This is a genomic window from Pandoraea sp. SD6-2 (assembly GCF_000389825.1).
GTDB classification, from domain to species: domain Bacteria; phylum Pseudomonadota; class Gammaproteobacteria; order Burkholderiales; family Burkholderiaceae; genus Pandoraea; species Pandoraea communis.
Genome location: NZ_KB944455.1, coordinates 96978 through 113459 on the forward strand (window position 1 = coordinate 96978; position 16482 = coordinate 113459).

Sequence of the window (16482 nt, forward strand, 5' to 3'; positions counted from 1 at the left end):
AATGAACGCATTCACCGAATCGGCCAACGTGGCTGCAGGCAGCGCGCGCGACGCGCTCACGCTGTACGACACCCGCTTTGGCAGCCGTTTCCTGCTCGGCACGGCGCGCTATCCGTCGCTGCAAGTGCTGAGCGATTCCATCGACGCGGCCCGTCCGGGCATGGTGACGGTGGCGTTGCGCCGTCAACTGTCGGGCACGGGGGCGCAGGCCTCGGAGGGCCCTTTCTGGGAGACGCTGCGCCGTCTCGCGGTGCCGGTGCTGCCCAATACGGCGGGCTGCCATTCGGTGCAGGAAGCGATAACGACCGCGCAAATGGCGCGCGAAGTCTTCGAAACCGACTGGATCAAGCTCGAACTGATCGGCGACGACTACACGCTCCAACCCGATCCGTTCGGTCTGGTGACGGCCGCCGAGCAATTGATTCGCGATGGCTTCAAGGTGCTGCCGTATTGCACGGAAGATCTGGTGCTGTGCCGCCGTCTGCTCGACGTCGGCTGTCAGGCGCTGATGCCTTGGGGGGCGCCGATCGGCACCGGTAAGGGGGTGATCAATCCCTACGGTTTGCGGCTCCTGCGCGATCGTCTGCCGGACACGCCCTTGATCGTCGACGCTGGCCTCGGTCTGCCGTCGCACGCCTGTCAGGTGATGGAGTGGGGCTACGACGGTGCGCTGCTCAACACCGCCGTGGCGCTCGCCGCGCAACCGGTGGAGATGGCCGGTGCGTTTGCTGCTGCGATCAAGGCAGGGCGTGCCGCGTGGCTCGCCGGGCCGATGGCCGAACGCGAGAGCGCCGAAGCCAGCACGCCGGTGGTCGGTGTGCCGTTCTGGCATCAGACGGGCGTCTGAACGTCGTTCGCCGCTAGCCCGAATCACAAGGAAATTTCATGACGACGCATACCGGCGCCGCCCCGTTGTCGCACGTGCAATGCCTGCCCGCCGACGCGCCGCTTGCCATGGCGTGGCAGCAGGCCGCTGCCGACATTCGCGCGCGGCTCGCGCCGTGGCCCTCGGACAACACGGCGCCGCATTGGCGTCTGCATGCACAGACGCCGGCCGGCGCAGGTCGAGGTGACGTGGTCTGGTGGCCGCTCTCGCCGCAAGGTGAGGTGGGCACAGCCGCATCGGTGCAGATCGACGTCTGGCGTGCGGAGGGTGCCGTCGTGTTGTGTTCGCACGCGCTCGCGCACGGGCATGTGCAAGACACGCTGTACACGCATGACGCGATCTATCGTGTGGCGGGTGTGGACGATCCCGCCTTCTTCCCCGCGTTCGCCGCGTTTCTCGACTGCGGCTTCGCGCCGCACGACGCGCTCGTGCTGGCCCGAGCCTGGCGCACCGACGGCAGCCATGCGCGCCCGGAAGATGAGAACACGCTGGGGGCATGGCCGACTTTGCTCGAGACTTTCCCTGCTGTGCTTGGACAGGTGCCGTCGCCCGGCCGCTTCCCGGCATGCCCGTCACGCCTCGGCCTGTATCCGGTGTTGCCCGATGCGGCCTGGTGCGAACGCATGGCCGATCTTCAGGTTGGCACCGTTCAATTGCGCATCAAGAACCCGGCGCACCCCACGCTGCGTTCGGAGATCGAGCGGACCGTGGCCGCCGGGCGTCGCGTGACGCACGACAGCGCATGGTTCATCAACGACCACTGGCGCGAGGCGGCGCAGGCGAACGCGTACGGTGTTCATCTCGGGCAGGAAGACATGGCGGCGCTCTCGGCCGACGAGGTGGCGGCGCTGTTTGCGAGCGGCATGCGGCTGGGTATCAGCACGCATGGCTATTATGAGATTCTCGCGGCGCATCACTTCCGGCCAAGCTATCTGGCGGTCGGCGCCGTGTTCCCCACGACGACCAAGGTGATCGCAACGGCGCCGCAGGGGCTTGCGAAGCTGGCGCGGTATGTGAAATTGATCGCCCCGCATTACCCGCTGGTGGCGATTGGCGGCATCGATGCGGCCAATCTCGCACAGGTGCTCGATACGGGCGTGGGATGCACGGCGGTCGTGCGTGCGGTGACGGAAGCCGTCGATGTCGTGGCAGCGGTGCAAGGAATGCAGCGGGAATTTGCGCGGCGCGTGTGACGCAGACTGGAGGCTACAAGTTGCGTGTCATGAACACCGCCCCATCGCCGTACCCGGCCAGCTTGGCGGCAATGAGCGGTGAGACATCCGCCGCGGCGGCATAACCGAAGCGCGCCCAGAACCCTTGCGATTGCTGTACCGCGACAAGCGCCGATGCACGCAACCCCAGCGACTGCGCCGACGCCAGCGCGACGGCATAGAGTTGACTGGCGACACCCGCGCCGCGCGTGCGGGGGGCGAGCGCCATATCGTGCACATACCAGCAGTCGGGCGCATCGGGCAGGGCGTCGAGGACCGTGTCCAGCGGCGGCGGGGCAGCGATGCGCCAGGGGTGCGTGAACAGGTAGCCGGCCACCGGGGCAGGCGCCGAGTCGGCGTCGACCGCGACCCAGCAGGTGGACGCCGACAACGTGAGCCGCGAGGCCAGCGTGGCTTCCGACTCATGCATCGGATCGCGATAGGCTTGCGCCTGCACCGTCAACACCTGGGAAATATCGCCGGGTAGCATCGGACGAATCCGAAACTTCGGCATCTCCGTAGGCTGCGTCTGATGGGGGCGGGAAGGCGATGGGGTGGCGCGGGACATCCGGGTCAATGACTTATTGCGTGAAACGCCATATTGTAGCAACCGCACAACACCTATGCAGGCAACGGAATTGGTAAGTCCTTGCCGCGGTTACGTTTTCTGTCTGCTGCGCACTTCGGAACGCGTCGGCGCGAATATGCCAAGGCGCTGTAGAATGCCGCGGGGCTGCACCGATCCCCGCTTTCGCCCACCCTGGTTGGGCGGCATCGATTTGCATTCCCCCCTATAATTGGCGTTTTGCGCCGCACTATAAGACCCGAAACGTGCCTACCCCGAATCCGGAAAATTTGCTCGAATTGCGCGACGTCAGCTTTGGTTACGGCGAACGTCTGGTGCTTTCCGGGTTGAATATGCGGTTTCCCCGCGGCAAGGTCGTTGCCGTCATGGGGGGCTCGGGTTGTGGCAAGACAACGGTATTGCGCCTGATCGGCGGGCTCGTCCATGCCAGCCGGGGCACGGTTGATTTCGACGGCACCGATGTTGCCTCGCTCGACCACAACGGCTGGTACCGGCTGCGTCGCCGCATGGGCATGCTGTTCCAGTTCGGTGCGCTCTTCACTGACATGACGGTGTTCGACAATGTGGCGTTCCCGCTACGCGAACACACCCGGCTCGATGAAGCACTCATTCGCGATCTTGTGCTGATGAAGCTCAACGCGGTCGGGCTGCGTGGCGCACGCGACATGAAGCCGGCCGAGATCTCGGGCGGGATGGCGCGCCGGGTAGCGCTTGCACGCACGATGGCGCTGGACCCGGACCTGATCATGTACGACGAGCCGTTCACCGGTCTGGACCCGATCTCCATGGGCATTACGGCGAATTTGATTCGCAAGCTCAACGATGCGCTGGGCGCCACGTCCATCATTGTTTCGCACGATGTTGCGGAGACGTTCACCATCGCCGACTACATCTATTTCATTAGCGAAGGCCGCATTGCTGCGGAGGGTGAGCCCGACGCGCTGCGTGCCTCGAATGACCCGACGGTGCGCCAGTTCATCGACGCGCAGCCGGACGGCCCTGTGAAGTTTCAGTATCCCGCACCACCGCTGGCGGAAGATTTCGGTATCGGAGCGCGTGCATGATCACCGCCATTGGCAGTTTTGTTCGCGGCCACGTTGAGCGAGTCGGCTACGGCGCACGCTTGTTCCTGCGCATGCTTCGCTCGAGCGGCGCGCTGTTGCGCCGGCCTCGTCTGGTGACCGACCAGGTGCATTTTCTGGGCAACTATTCGTTCGTCATCATTGCCGTCTCGGGCCTGTTCGTCGGCTTCGTGCTGGGCTTGCAAGGCTATTACACACTCAACAAGTACGGCTCGGAACAGGCGCTGGGGCTGCTTGTGGCGCTCTCGCTGGTGCGTGAGCTGGGCCCGGTGGTGGCGGCGTTGCTATTTGCCGGACGCGCCGGCACTTCGCTCACGGCCGAAATTGGCCTGATGAAGGCGGGCGAACAACTGACCGCCATGGAAATGATGGCGATCGATCCGATCGCACGTGTGGTGGCCCCGCGTTTCTGGGCGGGCGTGATCGCCATGCCGATTCTTGCGGCGATCTTCTCGGCCGTGGGTATTTTTGGCGGTTACCTGGTCGGCGTGCAATTGATCGGCGTGGACTCCGGCGCGTTCTGGTCGCAGATGCAAGGCGGCGTGGACGTGTGGGCAGACGTCGCCAACGGCGTCATCAAGAGCATCGTGTTCGGCATTGCCGTCACATTTATCGCGCTGTATCAGGGGTTCGAGGCGCATCCGACACCGGAGGGCGTGTCGCGTGCGACTACGCGCACGGTGGTGCAAGCGTCGCTGGCCGTGCTCGGCCTCGACTTCCTGCTCACGGCCCTCATGTTCAGCTAACGGGCCAACGTGCCTGCCAAGACATAGACAGACAGTTTGCGCACACTGACACAATGAAAAAACACCCCCTCGACTTCTGGGTCGGCCTGTTCGTGGTTCTCGGATTTGCAGCACTGCTATTCCTCGCACTCAAGGCGGGCAACATGAGTTCGCTGTCGTTCTCGAGTACGTATCCGGTAACGGTGCGCTTCGACAACATCGGTGGTCTCAAGCCGCGCGCGCCGGTCAAGAGCGCGGGCGTGGTGGTCGGTCGCGTGGCGTCGATCAGATTCGACGACAAGCGTTATCTGGCCGATGTCACGCTCAATATCGACGCGCAGTATCAGTTTCCGAAGGACTCGTCGGCGAAGATCCTGACCTCGGGTCTGCTCGGCGAGCAATACATCGGCCTTGAGCCCGGCGGTGACGATCAGATGCTCAAGGGCGGTGATACGATCACGCTCACGCAATCCGCCATCGTGTTGGAAAATCTGATCGGCCAGTTCTTGTACAACAAGGCGGCGGATGCCGGTGGCGCCCAGGCGGGCGGTGCATCGGCTGCGCCGGCGCCAGCAACTCCTGCGGCAGCACCGGCGCAAGGGGCAGCAACGGTAAACCAAGGAAAATAAAAGAATGACCCGCTTCCGTACTTCGGTAGTGCTGGCCGCCGGCGCGATGACGCTGGCAGGCTGCGCCACTGTCACCAACCCGAATGCCGCCGACCCCATCGAAGGTTTCAACCGTTCGATGTATACGTTCAATGACACGCTCGACAAGGCTGTCCTGGTGCCGGTAGCCAAGGGCTACCGCTACGCGGTGCCGGATCCGGCACGCGATATGGTCACGAACTTCTTCTCGAACGTGGGCGATGTGTACAACTTCGCCAACAATCTGTTGCAGTTGGAGATCACGGCCGCCGCGCAGGATCTGATGCGCCTGACGATCAACACGTTCTTCGGCGTGGGCGGTCTGTTCGACTTCGCAACGCCGGCCGGGCTGCCGAAGCACAGCCAGGATTTCGGCGTGACGCTGGGCAAGTGGGGCTTGCCTGACGGTCCGTACCTCGTGCTGCCGTTGCTCGGGCCGAGCACCGTGCGCGACACCGTCGGCATGGCCGGCAACATGGTCATCGATCCGACGTCTTACATCAGGCCGGACTGGGTGAGCTACTCGCTCTTTGGCGTGCGTCTGGTGAACACGCGGGCGAACCTGCTCGACGCATCGAACCTGCTGGAAGCTGCCGCACTCGATCCGTACTCGTTCACGCGGGACGCCTATCTGGCGCGTCGCAAGTACCTGATCAATGGCGGCGCATCGGGTGATGCCACGCTGCCGAACTACGAGGACGAAGGGGACGCAGCGGGTGCCGCAGGGGCTGCCGCTGGCGGCAAGAGCGGACAGCCGATGCCGGCTGCGCCCGCGTCGGGCGCAAGCGCACCGGCACCGGCACCGGCACCGGCCTCGGGCGTGCAAGGCGAGCCGGAAGCGCCGCAAGGCTCGCCGGTGCCCGGAAAGTTGGTCCCGGGTGGCCTGCCGTTCCATCGTTGATCGACGCAGATCGAGCGCAGTTCGGCGCCGATCCGCATATATGAAGCGCGCCCCGCTCGCCGGGGCGCCGTCGGCAGGCCCTTCGGGCAACAGTTTGTTACACGACACTGCCGTCATTCCGAGAACTCAAGACACGACGCGGGTATCCAATCTCGCAACACTCGTTACTCGAAAGAGGAAGTCCACAATGAAGAAGTTCTGGCTCATTCCCGTCATGGCGTTCATGACTTACACCGCTGCCGGCTCTGCCATGGCGCAGGCGCAGGCCCCGGACGTGCTGGTCAAGCAGACCGTGACCGAAGTCATGACCGCCGCCAAGAACGATCCGAACATCCAGAAGGGCGATCTGAACAGCATCACCAAGCTGGTCGAGCAGAAGATCATGCCGCACGCCGACTTCAAGCGGACCACGCAATTGGCGACGGGCCGCGCTTGGGCAACGGCGACCGAAGCTCAGCGTCAGCAACTGACGGAGCAGTTCAAGATGTTGCTGCTGCGCACGTATGCAGGCGCCATTGCGCAGATTCGTGACCAGCAGGTCAACTACAAGCCGTTCCGCGCTCAGCCGAGCGACACCGACGCCGTGGTCTACACCGATGTCATCAACAACGGTCAGCCGGTCGAACTGGACTACCGCCTGTACAAGACGGCCAGCGGCGAATGGAAGCTGTACGACCTGAACGTGCTGGGCGCCTGGCTCATCCAGACGTACCGCAATCAGTTCTCGGAGAAGGTCAATCAATCGGGCGTCGATGGCCTGATCAAGTTCCTGACCGAGCGTAACCAGCAACTCGCCGGCGGCAAGTAAGCGCATGCTCGCGTTGCAGACCGACCTCACGCACGACACCGCCGGCGACGTTCTCGCAAAGGCGATCGACCGCATCGATGCGGGCGAAACCCAGATCGATTGCGCCGGACTGACGCATTTCGACTCGTCGGCGCTTGCCGTGTTGCTGGCACTGCGCCGCCATGCGGTTCGCCGCGGTGCGACGTTGGCGTTCACTAACTTGCCGACGGGATTGGCCAGCCTTGCACTGGTGTACGGTGTCGACCATCTGCTCTCGAGCTGATGCGTCTGGCCGGACTGCCGCCCCTGAAGAAAGCGCCGTCTCCCAACGGCGCTTTTTTTGTGGGCGGTGCGATAGCGCTCGCCGAAAGTCGTGCGTTACAGACGTTACCGGCGTTATGGGCGTGACGGACGTTACGGCACCGCCAGACCCGCTGTAAGCACGGCCGGTACCGGCTTCCTTTATAATCAGGGGTTTTCTGCCGACTTTTGGGCAGTTATCCCCATCCGGGCACCCTTGCCGCCGATTTGGCTGCTGCCGCGATCCCAGCGGTCTGCGCCCACGGCCAGTCGTGACCGGAGAACACAATGGCGTGCCCGCCAAGACGGGTGCGCGCAGTCCATGGCCGCCATCGAAATCCGTAACGTCAAAAAACGCTATCAGGCGTTGCAGGCGCTCAAGGGCGTCAGCTTCTCGATCGAAGAAGGTGAATTCTTCGGTTTGCTCGGCCCCAACGGCGCTGGCAAGACTACGCTGATCAGCATTCTCGCGGGCCTCGCGCGCGCGGATGCGGGCAGTATCAGCGTGCTCGGGCACGACGTGGTGCGAGACTACCGCAATGCCCGGCGCAAGCTCGGTGTGGTGCCGCAGGAACTCGTTTTCGATCCGTTCTTCTCTGTGCGTGAAACGCTGCGTATCCAGTCCGGCTACTTCGGGCTGACGCGCAACGACGACTGGATCGACGAAGTGATGGCCAACCTCGATCTGACCGACAAGGCGAATGCCAACATGCGCCAGCTCTCGGGCGGCATGAAGCGACGCGTGCTCGTGGCGCAGGCGCTCGTGCACCGTCCGCCGGTGATCGTGCTTGACGAGCCGACCGCCGGGGTTGACGTGGAACTGCGTCAGACGCTCTGGAAGTTCATCTCGCGTCTGAACCGCGAAGGCCACACGATCGTGCTCACCACGCACTATCTGGAAGAAGCCGAAACGCTGTGCGATCGCATCGCCATGCTCAAGCGCGGTGAAGTCGTAGCGCTCGAGCGCACCGCCTCGCTGCTCCAGCGCTTCGCGGGCACGCGTCTCGTGCTGCGTTTCAAGCAAGGCACGCTGCCCGACGAACTGCGTCCGCTACTGGTCGACGGACAGGACACGGGCGGGCATCAGTTCGCGCTGCGGCTGGCGGGCTGCGACGAAGTGGAATCGATTCTCGCCACCTGCCGCGCGGCGGGCGGCATCGTCGAGGACATCGACATTCAGAAGGCCGATCTCGAAGACGTGTTCGTGCAGATCATGTCCGGTTCACGCGCGCAGGAGGTGGCAGCATGATCGGTGGATGGGTTGGATTCCGCACGCTGTTCTATAAGGAAGTGCTGCGTTTCTGGAAGGTGAGCTTCCAGACCGTGGGCGCGCCGGTGCTCACCGCGCTGCTGTATCTGATGATCTTCGGCCATGTGCTCGAAGATCGTGTGAAGGTCTATGACCAGATCACCTACACCGCGTTTCTGGTGCCGGGCCTGGTGATGATGAGCGTGTTGCAGAACGCGTTCGCCAACAGTTCGTCGTCGCTGATTCAGTCCAAGATCACGGGCAACCTCGTGTTCGTGCTGCTGCCGCCGCTCTCGCATTGGGAGATGTACGGCGCGTACGTGCTCGCCGCCGTGGTGCGCGGGCTGTCGGTGGGGCTGGGCGTTTTCGTGGTGACGGCGGCGTTCACGCATCTGTCGTTTGCCGCGCCGCTGTGGATCATCGGCTTCGCGTTCCTCGGGGCGGCGATTCTCGGGACGTTGGGACTGATCGCAGGCATCTGGGCCGAGAAGTTCGACCAGCTCGCGGCGTTCCAGAACTTCCTGATCATGCCGGCGACGTTCCTCGCGGGCGTGTTTTACTCGATTCACTCGCTGCCGCCGCTGTGGCAGGCTGTCTCTCACTTCAACCCGTTTTTCTACATGATCGACGGGTTCCGTTACGGCTTCTTCGGTGTGTCCGACGTGGCCCCGGAGACGAGCCTCGCCGTCGTCGGTGCGACTTTCCTGATACTCGCAATCGTGGCGCTGAATCTGCTGCGCCGCGGCTACAAACTGCGTCACTGAACTTCTCTAGGATCGGCAATGCTGCCTACCCCCGAACAAATCAAACAGTACATCGAAGCCGGCCTGGCTTGCGAACACGTGGCCGTCGAAGGTGATGGCCAGCACTTCTTCGCGACCATCGTGAGCGCGCAGTTCGAAGGCAAGCGCCTCATTGCGCGCCATCAACTCGTGTACGCCGCGCTGGGCGATCGCATGAAGGCGGAAATTCATGCGCTGTCGATGAAGACCCTCACGCCCACGGAGTATCAGGCGCAATGAGGATTACGCAAGAGAGCGCTGGCGCAGCCGGCAACAGCGAGGCCGCCGCCGGCGAGCGCGTGGCCGCAGACCACCTTGAAATCGAAGGTGGCGAGCGGCTGGCAGGAGAGATTACCGTCTCGGGTGCCAAGAACGCCGCGCTGCCCATTCTGTGCGCGAGTCTGCTCACGGCCGAGCCGCTGGTGCTCGGTAACGTGCCCGATCTGCACGACGTGCGTACCATGCTGACGCTGCTCGCGCGCATGGGCGTCAAGGTCGAGCGCCACGGCGAATCGGTCACGCTCGACGCGTCGCAGATCACCGAGCCTGCGGCCCCTTACGACCTCGTGAAGACCATGCGGGCGTCGATTCTCGTGCTCGGCCCGCTGCTCGCCCGCTGTGGCGAAGCGCGCGTGTCGCTGCCCGGCGGATGCGCCATCGGGGCGCGACCGGTCGATCAGCACATCAAGGGCCTGCAGACGATGGGCGCCGAGATCACGCTGACGCACGGTGACATCGTGGCCAAGGCGGCACGCCTGCGTGGCGAGACGCTCGTGACCGACATGATCACCGTGACGGGCACCGAAAACCTGCTCATGGCGGCAACGCTCGCCGACGGCGTGACCGTGCTGGCCAACGCAGCCCGCGAGCCGGAAGTGACCGACCTGGCCCACCTGCTGGTGAAGATGGGGGCGAAGATCGAGGGCATCGGCACCGATCGTCTGGTGGTGACCGGTGTGGCGCGCCTGCATGGTGCAACGCACGATGTCGTACCCGACCGGATCGAAGCCGGCACGTTTCTGTGCGCGGCCGTGGCGACGCGTGGCGATATCACGCTGCGTCGCGTGGTGCCGTCCACGCTCGACGCCGTGATCGGGAAGTTGCGCGAAACCGGCGCCAACGTGAGCGCCGGTGCGGATTGGCTGCGCGCGACGATGGACCGGCGCGCGCGTGCGGTGAGTTTCCGGACGTCGGAATATCCGGCGTTCCCGACCGACATGCAAGCCCAGTTCATGGCGCTGAACTGCATTGCCGAGGGGGGCTCGCAGGTCGTCGAAACGATCTTCGAGAACCGCTTCATGCATGTGCAGGAATTGATGCGTTTGGGCGCGAATATCGGCATCGACGGCAACACGGCGCGGATTTCCGGCGTGGATCGCCTGTCGGGTGCGCATGTCATGGCGACCGATTTGCGCGCTTCCGCCAGCCTGATCGTCGCGGGTCTGACGGCCGACGGCCGCACGCTCGTTGACCGTATTCATCACCTCGATCGAGGCTATTATCGTATCGAGGCAAAGTTGTGCGCCGTGGGCGCGCGAATCCGGCGTGTCGAAGCACGCCAGGGAGAGATTGCATGAGTTCCGCCAAGCCGGCCCAGCCGCTCGCTCAGCCGCTGACGCTGGCGCTTTCCAAAGGCCGTATCTTTACGGAGACGCTGCCGTTGCTGGCCGCTGCCGGTATCGAAGTCACGGAAGACCCGGAGACCTCGCGCAAGCTGATTCTGCCGACGACGGACCCGAACCTGCGCGTGATCATCGTGCGCGCGACCGACGTGCCGACCTATGTGCAATATGGTGCCGCCGACTTCGGCGTGGCCGGCAAGGACGTGCTCATCGAACACGGCGGCGGCGGTCTGTACCAGCCAATCGATTTGAACATTGCGCGCTGCCGCATGTCTGTGGCTGTACCGAAGGGCTTCGATTACGCGAATGCTGTACGTCAGGGTGCGCGCCTGCGGGTGGCGACCAAGTACGTGCAGACCGCGCGCGAGCACTTCGCGGCCAAGGGCGTGCACGTCGACCTGATCAAGCTGTACGGCTCGATGGAATTGGGTCCGCTCGTGGGACTGGCCGACGCGATCGTCGATCTGGTGAGCACCGGCGGTACGCTGCGGGCCAACAATCTGGTGGAGGTGGAAGAGATCATGGACATCTCGTCCCGCCTCGTGATCAACCAGGCTGCGCTCAAGTTGAAACGCGAGTCGTTGCAGCCTATTCTGGATGCCTTCGAGCAGGCGTCCCGGCAAACAGCATGAAACTCGATATTCGCAAACTCGATTCCTCCGCTGAAGGCTTCGCGAAGCAGCTTCGCGACGTTCTGGCGTTCGAGGCGAGCGAAGACGCCGCCATCGACCGCGCGGCCGCCGAAATTCTTGCCGACGTGAAGACGCGCGGCGATGCGGCCGTTATCGAATACACCAACAAGTTCGACCGTCTGAGCGCAGGTGGCATGACGGCGCTCGAACTGCCCGCCGAAGCGCTGGCTGCAGCGCTCGAGAGCCTCGAGCCGAAGCGCCGTGCCGCGCTCGAAGCGGCGGCCGCCCGTGTGCGCGCCTATCACGAGAAGCAACGCATCGAATGCGGCACCCATAGCTGGCAGTACACCGAGTCGGACGGCACGGTGCTGGGCCAGAAGGTCACCCCGCTCGACCGCGTGGGCATCTATGTGCCGGGCGGCAAGGCGGCGTATCCGTCGTCCGTGCTGATGAACGCGATTCCGGCGCGTGTGGCCGGCGTGAAGGACATCATCATGGTGGTGCCCACGCCGGACGGCGTGCAGAACCCGCTGGTGCTCGCTGCCGCACACATCGCCGGAGTGGACCGCGTGTTCACCATCGGTGGCGCGCAGGCCGTTGCGGCGCTGGCGTATGGCACCGAAACGGTGCCTGCTGTCGACAAGATCGTCGGCCCGGGCAACGCCTTCGTGGCCGCGGCCAAGCGTCGGGTGTTCGGCACTGTCGGCATCGACATGATCGCCGGGCCGTCCGAAATTCTTGTCATCTGCGATGGTTCGACGGACCCCGACTGGGTTGCCATGGACCTGTTCTCGCAGGCCGAGCACGACGAACTCGCACAGTCGATTCTGCTGTGCCCGGATGCCCAGTACCTCGCACGCGTGCACGCCTCGATGGAGCGGCAGATCGACGAGATGCCGCGTCGCGACGTGATCGCCGCGTCGCTGCAAGGCCGTGGCGCGCTGGTCAAGGTGCGCGATATGGCCGAAGCCTGCGACATCGCCAACGTGATCGCGCCGGAGCACCTTGAAATTTCGGCCGAGACGCCGCAACAGTGGGGCGAGAAGATCCGTCACGCCGGTGCGATCTTCCTCGGCAAGTTCACGAGCGAGAGCCTGGGCGATTACTGCGCTGGTCCCAACCACGTGCTGCCGACGTCGCGCACCGCGCGCTTTTCGTCGCCGCTGGGCGTGTACGACTTCATCAAGCGTTCGAGTCTCATCGAAGTGAGCGAGGGGGGGGCCCGCATGCTCGGCGAGATTGCCGCCGAACTGGCGTACGGCGAAGGCCTGCAAGCGCACGCGCGCAGCGCCGAATACCGTTTGCATCGCGAGTCCTGACATGCGCGACGACGCCCTGCGGCCCGCGTACTGTCAAACGACGCCGGCCGCCGCCTGGCGTCGGGCCCGCGCAATTCCTGTGTCTCCGTCGTTTTCGCTGCCAGCCCGCTTTGCGCGGGCTGCGCTGCGGGCTGCCGCCGTGCTGGCTCTCGGTGTCACGGCCAGCGCCGCTGTTCATGCCGCCGGCAATAGCTGTCAGCACGCGACGTTCGACGGCGAGCCCGCCGAGCGTTTGACGGTGTGCGTGCGTCGTCAGGCATTCGACAACGACGTCTACGTATTGCGGCTTAACGGCAAGACTGCCCTGCGCGGCACGGACGACGAAGTCGCCCATGGGGTGTTCGGGCGCGTTGGCAACCGCCTTGTGGCCATGCGCTGCGAGGCCGAAGCGTCGCCCGCACGCGTGAGCCCAGCCGTGGCGCAGGCGCTGTCCTGGCAGACCGGCATGCGCGTGCAGCGCATTACCGACGCGCTCGGCAGCGTGGAGACCGGCCGCCGGTGCACCGTCAAGATCGACGGTGCCGATGCCGGACGGCTGACCTTCGCGTTCAACTGATTCGCGTTACACGACCTTCATACACGATCCTCATTCTTCGCCATGTCCGTCGACCAAGTGATCCGCCCCGACGTGCTCGCCATGAGTACCTACCCCGTCCCCGATGCCAGCGGCTTCCTCAAGCTCGACGCGATGGAGAACCCGTATGGTCTGCCGGACGCACTGCGCAGCGAACTGGGTCATCGTCTGGCCGACGTGGCGCTCAACCGCTACCCGGCGCCGCGTCCGCAGGCGCTGCTCGACAAGCTCGCGCGCGCGATGGGCGTGCCGGCCGGGGCGCGGCTGTTGCTGGGCAACGGGTCGGACGAGATCATCAGCATGATCGCCATGGCCACGGCGCGTCCGGGCGCTGCCGTGATCGCCCCGATGCCGGGCTTCGTCATGTACGAGATGTCCTCGCGCTTTGCGGGCATCGAGTTCGTTGGCGTGCCGTTGCGTCCCGACTTCTCGCTCGATATGCCGGCGATGCGCAACGCCATCGCGGCGCATCCAGGCGCGGTGGTCTATCTGGCGTACCCGAACAACCCCACGGGCAACCTGTTCGCCGACGACGACATCGAAGCGCTCATACGCGCCGCCGGCCGGGGGCTGGTGGTGATCGACGAGGCGTACCAGCCGTTTGCCCGGAAAACGTGGATGCCGCGCCTGCCGGAGTTTGCGAATCTGCTGGTCATGCGCACCGTCTCCAAGCTCGGTCTGGCGGGTATCCGGTTGGGCTACGTGGCGGGCAGTGCGGACTGGCTGGACCAGCTCGACAAGGTGCGCCCGCCGTACAACGTGAATGTGCTCACCCAGGCGTGTGCCGAATTCATGCTCGATCACCTCGACGTGCTCGACGCGCAGGCGGCCGAATTGCGGGCCGAACGCACGCGGCTGGCTGCGGCGGTGGCGGCGCTGCCAGGTACGACGGTGTTCCCGAGCGACGCGAATTTCCTGCTCGTTCGCGTGCCGGATGTGGACAAAACGCACGCCGGCATGCTCGCACACAAGGTGTTGATCAAAAACGTGGGTAAAATGCACGCATTGCTGGCCAATTGTCTGAGATTGACGGTCGGCACCCCCACGGAGAATGCGGCAATGGTTCAAGCCCTGGCTGCATCGCTCTAACAAGCTATACGACGAGAACTCACCATCATGCGCATTGCGGAAGTCGTTCGCGATACCAGCGAAACGCAAATACGCGTCAAGATCGATCTGGACGGCACCGGCCGGAAGACGCTCGATACCGGCGTGCCGTTTCTGGACCACATGCTCGACCAGATTGCGCGCCACGGCCTTATCGACATGGAAGTCGAAGCTCGCGGCGATACCTTCATCGACGATCACCACACGGTGGAAGACGTCGGTATCACGCTGGGTATGGCCGTCGCCAAGGCCATCGGCGACCGGAAGGGCATCGTGCGCTATGGCCATAGCTATGTGCCGCTCGACGAAGCGCTTTCGCGCGTGGTGATCGACTTCTCGGGCCGTCCCGGTCTCGAATTCCACGTGCCGTTCACGCGCGCGCGTGTCGGTAATTTCGACGTCGACCTGACCATCGAGTTTTTCCGCGGTTTCGTGAATCACGCGGGCGTCACGCTCCATATCGACAACCTGCGCGGTATCAACGCCCACCACCAATGCGAAACGGTGTTCAAGGCGTTCGGCCGCGCGCTGCGCATGGCGGTCGAGATCGATCCGCGTGCGGCGGGTGTCGTGCCGTCTACGAAGGGAAGCCTGTAACGCGAGACCCCGGCGCTGCCTGCCGGATAGGATAGCCCGCCGGTCTGTCAGGCCGGTGGCCCCCGACGACGCATCATCGACCGGCCGGACGCCGGCGCCGTGTGCCCCCTATGACGCTCGACGCCTTCAAGTTCTTCATCTCGCTGCTGGCCCTGATCAACCCGCTCGGGGCGATTCCGCTGTTCATCAGCCTGACGTCCACGCAGACGCGCGAAGAGAAACGCCATACGATCGACATTGCGGCGATTGCCGTGGCGTTGGTGGTCGCAGGTTCGGGACTGTTCGGCGAAGCCATCATTCGCTTCTTCGGCATCTCGATTGCGTCGCTTGAAGTTGGCGGTGGCGTCATCATGTTGCTTATGGCCGTGAACATGATCAACGCGCAGACGGGCAACACGCGGGCGACGGCCGAAGAGCGTCACGAAGCGGAGGAACGGCCGAATATTGCCGTGGTGCCGCTCGCGATCCCGCTGCTCACCGGTCCGGGCACAATCAGTACCGTGATCGTTTACTCGGGCCGTGCGCACGGCTGGGCGCAGATTCTGGCGCTCGTGGCGATCGGGGTGGGCGTCGGCGCGGTGTGCTGGGTGGCGCTGCGCAGCGCCGGGCGCATCGAAGGCTGGCTTGGGCGCACGGGCATCAACATCGGCACGCGTCTGATGGGGTTGATCCTCTCGGCGCTGGCCGTGGAATTCATTATCGATGGTTTGAAAATACTGCTGCCGAGTTTGAGATGAACAAGATTGCGATTGTCGACTATGGAATGGGCAACCTGCGCTCGGTTTATCAGGCGCTGCGTGCGGCCGCGCCGGAGGCCGACGTGAGCATCAGCAGCGACGCCTCCGAAATTCGCGCCGCCGACCGCGTGGTGCTGCCGGGGCAGGGGGCCATGCGTGACTGCATGGGCTGTCTGAACGAGTCGGGCCTGCGCGAAGCCGTTGTCGAAGCCGCTGCCACCAAGCCGATGTTCGGCGTGTGCGTGGGCGAGCAGATGCTGTTCGACGTGTCGGACGAAGGCAACACGCCTGCACTCGGCCTGCTGCCGGGCCGCGTGGTGCGCTTCGACCTCGAAGGCCAGTTGCAGGATGACGGTTCGCGTTTCAAGGTGCCGCAGATGGGCTGGAATCGCGTGCATCAGACGCACGGCCACCCGATCTGGGCCGGTGTGCCCGACGACTGCTATTTCTACTTCGTGCACAGCTACTACGTTGTGCCCGCCAAGCCCGAACTGACGGTCGGCGAAACGGTCTATGGTGTGCCCTTTACCTGTGCAGTGGCCCAAGATAATATCTTCGCCACCCAGTTCCACCCGGAAAAGAGCGCCCAGGCCGGCCTTGCCCTTTATCGCAATTTTGCGCAGTGGAAGCCCTGAGCGTGAACCGAGTGGCACGTGGGCGCCCCGATTCCTCTCGGAGCGCGTGCGCCGTCACGGCTTATACTGTGTGTCATGTTGACGAATCCGATCCCGATGTGCC

Annotated in this window: 20 protein-coding genes; 19 read left to right on the plus strand and 1 reads right to left on the minus strand. The window is 64.3% G+C overall.

Annotated elements, in window-relative coordinates; genetic code table 11:
* The first annotated feature begins 1 nt into the window (after position 1).
* Positions 2 to 847 carry a thiazole synthase gene (locus C266_RS21890; RefSeq protein WP_010808161.1) on the plus strand — a complete coding sequence of 282 codons (846 nt, stop codon included), beginning with the start codon at positions 2 to 4 and terminating at the stop codon, positions 845 to 847.
* Positions 848 to 885: 38 nt separating this feature from the next.
* Positions 886 to 2079 carry a thiamine phosphate synthase gene (locus C266_RS27080; RefSeq protein ID WP_010808162.1) on the plus strand — a complete coding sequence of 398 codons (1194 nt, stop codon included), beginning with the start codon at positions 886 to 888 and terminating at the stop codon, positions 2077 to 2079.
* Between the two features lie 13 nt (positions 2080 to 2092).
* Here the strand turns inward: C266_RS27080 and C266_RS21900 are convergent, their stop codons facing one another.
* On the minus strand, positions 2093 to 2587 hold the full coding sequence (locus C266_RS21900; protein WP_246189925.1) for a GNAT family N-acetyltransferase: 495 nt from the start codon (positions 2585 to 2587) through the stop codon (positions 2093 to 2095).
* 341 nt (positions 2588 to 2928) lie between these two features.
* On the opposite strand from C266_RS21900, the gene C266_RS21905 reads away from it, so the two are divergent.
* The 17 genes from C266_RS21905 to hisH all read left to right on the plus strand — a co-directional run bounded on the left by C266_RS21905 (position 2929) and on the right by hisH (position 16379).
* A complete protein-coding gene (locus C266_RS21905) occupies positions 2929 to 3747 on the plus strand; it encodes an ABC transporter ATP-binding protein (protein ID WP_010808164.1) in 819 nt (272 codons plus the stop codon).
* The gene (mlaE, locus tag C266_RS21910; protein ID WP_010808165.1) at positions 3744 to 4511 is read left to right on the plus strand and encodes a lipid asymmetry maintenance ABC transporter permease subunit MlaE; all 768 of its coding nucleotides are present in this window, start codon (positions 3744 to 3746) and stop codon (positions 4509 to 4511) included. Before C266_RS21905 ends, mlaE begins: the two co-directional genes overlap by 4 nt.
* Before the next feature lie 53 nt (positions 4512 to 4564).
* Positions 4565 to 5119 carry an outer membrane lipid asymmetry maintenance protein MlaD gene (gene mlaD, locus C266_RS21915; RefSeq protein WP_010808166.1) on the plus strand — a complete coding sequence of 185 codons (555 nt, stop codon included), beginning with the start codon at positions 4565 to 4567 and terminating at the stop codon, positions 5117 to 5119.
* Positions 5120 to 5123: 4 nt separating this feature from the next.
* A complete protein-coding gene (locus tag C266_RS21920; RefSeq protein ID WP_010808167.1) occupies positions 5124 to 6038 on the plus strand; it encodes a VacJ family lipoprotein in 915 nt (304 codons plus the stop codon).
* Positions 6039 to 6225: 187 nt separating this feature from the next.
* On the plus strand, positions 6226 to 6846 hold the full coding sequence (locus C266_RS21925) for a phospholipid-binding protein MlaC (protein ID WP_010808168.1): 621 nt from the start codon (positions 6226 to 6228) through the stop codon (positions 6844 to 6846).
* Positions 6847 to 6850: 4 nt separating this feature from the next.
* On the plus strand, positions 6851 to 7108 hold the full coding sequence (locus C266_RS21930; protein WP_010808169.1) for a lipid asymmetry maintenance protein MlaB: 258 nt from the start codon (positions 6851 to 6853) through the stop codon (positions 7106 to 7108).
* Positions 7109 to 7447: 339 nt separating this feature from the next.
* On the plus strand, positions 7448 to 8374 hold the full coding sequence (locus C266_RS21935) for an ABC transporter ATP-binding protein (protein ID WP_010808170.1): 927 nt from the start codon (positions 7448 to 7450) through the stop codon (positions 8372 to 8374).
* Entirely contained in the window at positions 8371 to 9138 is a 768-nt protein-coding gene (locus tag C266_RS21940) for an ABC transporter permease (RefSeq protein ID WP_010808171.1), read from the plus strand. The genes C266_RS21935 and C266_RS21940 overlap by 4 nt, the downstream gene beginning before the upstream one ends.
* A gap of 18 nt (positions 9139 to 9156) precedes the next feature.
* Positions 9157 to 9396 carry a BolA family protein gene (locus C266_RS21945; protein WP_010808172.1) on the plus strand — a complete coding sequence of 80 codons (240 nt, stop codon included), beginning with the start codon at positions 9157 to 9159 and terminating at the stop codon, positions 9394 to 9396.
* Entirely contained in the window at positions 9393 to 10733 is a 1341-nt protein-coding gene (murA, locus tag C266_RS21950; RefSeq protein ID WP_010808173.1) for a UDP-N-acetylglucosamine 1-carboxyvinyltransferase, read from the plus strand. Before C266_RS21945 ends, murA begins: the two co-directional genes overlap by 4 nt.
* Positions 10730 to 11410, plus strand: a complete 681-nt coding sequence (gene hisG / locus C266_RS21955; protein ID WP_010808174.1) for an ATP phosphoribosyltransferase — start codon at positions 10730 to 10732, stop codon at positions 11408 to 11410. Before murA ends, hisG begins: the two co-directional genes overlap by 4 nt.
* On the plus strand, positions 11407 to 12729 hold the full coding sequence (hisD, locus tag C266_RS21960) for a histidinol dehydrogenase (protein WP_010808175.1): 1323 nt from the start codon (positions 11407 to 11409) through the stop codon (positions 12727 to 12729). Before hisG ends, hisD begins: the two co-directional genes overlap by 4 nt.
* A 79-nt stretch (positions 12730 to 12808) precedes the next feature.
* On the plus strand, positions 12809 to 13285 hold the full coding sequence (locus tag C266_RS21965) for a hypothetical protein (protein ID WP_144265907.1): 477 nt from the start codon (positions 12809 to 12811) through the stop codon (positions 13283 to 13285).
* A gap of 42 nt (positions 13286 to 13327) precedes the next feature.
* The gene (hisC, locus tag C266_RS21970; protein ID WP_010808177.1) at positions 13328 to 14392 is read left to right on the plus strand and encodes a histidinol-phosphate transaminase; all 1065 of its coding nucleotides are present in this window, start codon (positions 13328 to 13330) and stop codon (positions 14390 to 14392) included.
* A 27-nt stretch (positions 14393 to 14419) separates the two neighbouring features.
* Positions 14420 to 15007, plus strand: coding sequence for an imidazoleglycerol-phosphate dehydratase HisB (gene hisB / locus C266_RS21975; RefSeq protein ID WP_010808178.1), 588 nt, complete (start codon positions 14420 to 14422; stop codon positions 15005 to 15007).
* A 110-nt stretch (positions 15008 to 15117) separates the two neighbouring features.
* On the plus strand, positions 15118 to 15744 hold the full coding sequence (locus C266_RS21980; RefSeq protein WP_010808179.1) for a MarC family protein: 627 nt from the start codon (positions 15118 to 15120) through the stop codon (positions 15742 to 15744).
* Positions 15741 to 16379, plus strand: a complete 639-nt coding sequence (hisH, locus tag C266_RS21985) for an imidazole glycerol phosphate synthase subunit HisH (protein WP_010808180.1) — start codon at positions 15741 to 15743, stop codon at positions 16377 to 16379. Before C266_RS21980 ends, hisH begins: the two co-directional genes overlap by 4 nt.
* Positions 16380 to 16482: the final 103 nt, after the last annotated feature.